Annotated in this window: 2 protein-coding genes; both read right to left on the reverse strand. The window is 55.2% G+C overall.

Going from position 1 to position 1,789, the window contains the following annotated elements:
• Nucleotides 1-136: 136 nt before the first annotated feature.
• The gene (locus CKL79_RS22315) at nt 137-361 is read right to left on the reverse strand and encodes a hypothetical protein (RefSeq protein ID WP_141242287.1); all 225 of its coding nucleotides are present in this window, start codon (nt 359-361) and stop codon (nt 137-139) included.
• 2 nt (nt 362-363) lie between these two features.
• Entirely contained in the window at nt 364-1,533 is a 1,170-nt protein-coding gene (locus CKL79_RS22320; protein ID WP_121971700.1) for a virulence factor, read from the reverse strand.
• Nucleotides 1,534-1,789: the final 256 nt, after the last annotated feature.

The following is a 1,789-nucleotide window of genomic DNA, read 5'->3' on the forward strand; positions in this document are numbered from 1 at the left end:
ACGGAAGCGTTTTCTACCTCGGGTTTGTCTATACACAAAGGAGCGCAAAGCGGAGCGAATGACGACAGATGACAACTCTAACCATACACAACAGATGCCCTTACGATGCGCAGGTAACACCATCGTCGTCGCGATCTCACGCTGAGGTGTAGTTGGCATCGCCGGGTGTGAAATCGCTACCAGCGCCACTCGCCTTGAGTTCTTTGCAGGTGCCGCTCACATAGCTGCCTTTGGCCTCCACAACCGACTTACGGCAAGGTACTTGTGAAAAGGGGAAACGGGCGACTGCGCCGGAGGAGGCTAGCGCTCTGATGTCCATGCTCGATGATGATGACCGCGCTTGACTGCTAGAGCGTTTCATCTTCAGCTAGCGTTGCTAATGCGCATCCACATGGGTAGCTGTGAAGCCTTGCCCGCCTGAATACGATCAATCGCCGCTGTCATTTCTACGCGCACGTCAAATTCGCTTTCAGCTTCAGCTGCCTGCATTAGCGGTTCTATGGCGCTGGCGTCACCCAGTTCGTTGAGGAATCGCGCCGCCCGCCACCTCACCAAACTAGACACGTCCCTTAGTGCCGCCACCATTGCTGCGATCGCCTGAGGATTGCCCAGATCGCTGAGCGCATCTCCTGCCGTCCGGCGCACGATGGGGGAAGGGTCAGTGAGCAGCATCTGACGTAGAGGGGATAGCGCCTCTGCCTGCTCACTCGCACCTAACAAGGCTGCTGCCCAGCGGCGAACGGTGGCTCGGTCATCTTGGAGAGCCGCTACCACGGCTGGAAATGTCTCTCCGTCAAGCTCAATTTTCTGAATCGCTTTAAGCCTTTGTTTCCAGTCTGGCTGTTTTAGGTCTGTCAGCAATTCTGTTTGAGAGCGCTGAGAAGAGACAGCTTTAGACTTTGAGGTGATGGCCTGCTGTTCTAGGTGGGCAAGTTCTGGTGCGTCAATGAGGCTGTCGAGTTCTTCGGCGACCTGGCGGGCGATCGCTTCGACTTCGCCAAATTGCGGCTGATACGGTGCCCAGATCCGCTCGGCGACATAGTCAGCGCCAGTCGCTACAATCGCGTTTTGCAGGGCTTGGTTGAATCGTTCGGGTAGAGCAACGCGGGCCTGTTGCGTATCGTCTGTCACCCGGACCTGTACAGGAATGCCTCGAAACTTTTGAATGGCTACCTCTACTTGACCAAAGTTCTGAGAGCCAGCGTTCTGAGCCGCTTTTTCAGCTTGGGGGATATCTGCTTGAAGGCGATCGCCTAAAGCAGCGTCGGCATCTTCTGAAAGGCCGAGGAGCCTGCCTGCTGCTGCCAAAATCGGTTGCCAGTCGGCGCTGCCTTTGCGGGTAAGCGTGACAAAGTCATTGATAACAAAGACTGACTGAATGCCTTCTATGGTGAGCAGGGCCTGGAAGATGGCGGGCGCACCTAAGGCGGTCTCGCCAAGCATCAGCGTCAGCGGTCTCGCACTTGCCGCCTCATCCAAATTCAGCTTCATGCAGTTCGGACTCGGTGTGGTCTCTATCGAACGAAGTTTCATCCAGGTTCTCGCTGCTGTATTCTCTAATCCACATTATCGCGTGCATTGCTATCTTGCAGATCATAGATATCGTCGTTCCACCTTCACCCTGATATTGGGGTAGAAGCAGTGACGGTACAGCAAGGAGCGCTAAGCCGTCCAGTCTACTGGACAAAGCCGAAATAGGGTACCAACTTAAGCCGGGAAAAGCTATGCGTGCAGGGGCTTGGGCTGATGTGCTTTAGCTGCCTTTCTGGGCAAAGGCAGCTCAGTATGA

This window comes from Leptolyngbya sp. BC1307 (assembly GCF_002286735.1).
GTDB lineage: Bacteria > Cyanobacteriota > Cyanobacteriia > Phormidesmidales > Phormidesmidaceae > Phormidesmis.

Excerpts from the sequence above, each read along its gene's own strand:
- CKL79_RS22320 (WP_121971700.1), bottom strand. The coding sequence starts at position 1,533 with ATGAAACTTCGTTCGATAGAGACCACACCGAGTCCGAACTGCATGAAG.
- CKL79_RS22315 (WP_141242287.1), bottom strand. The coding sequence starts at position 361 with ATGAAACGCTCTAGCAGTCAAGCGCGGTCATCATCATCGAGCATGGAC.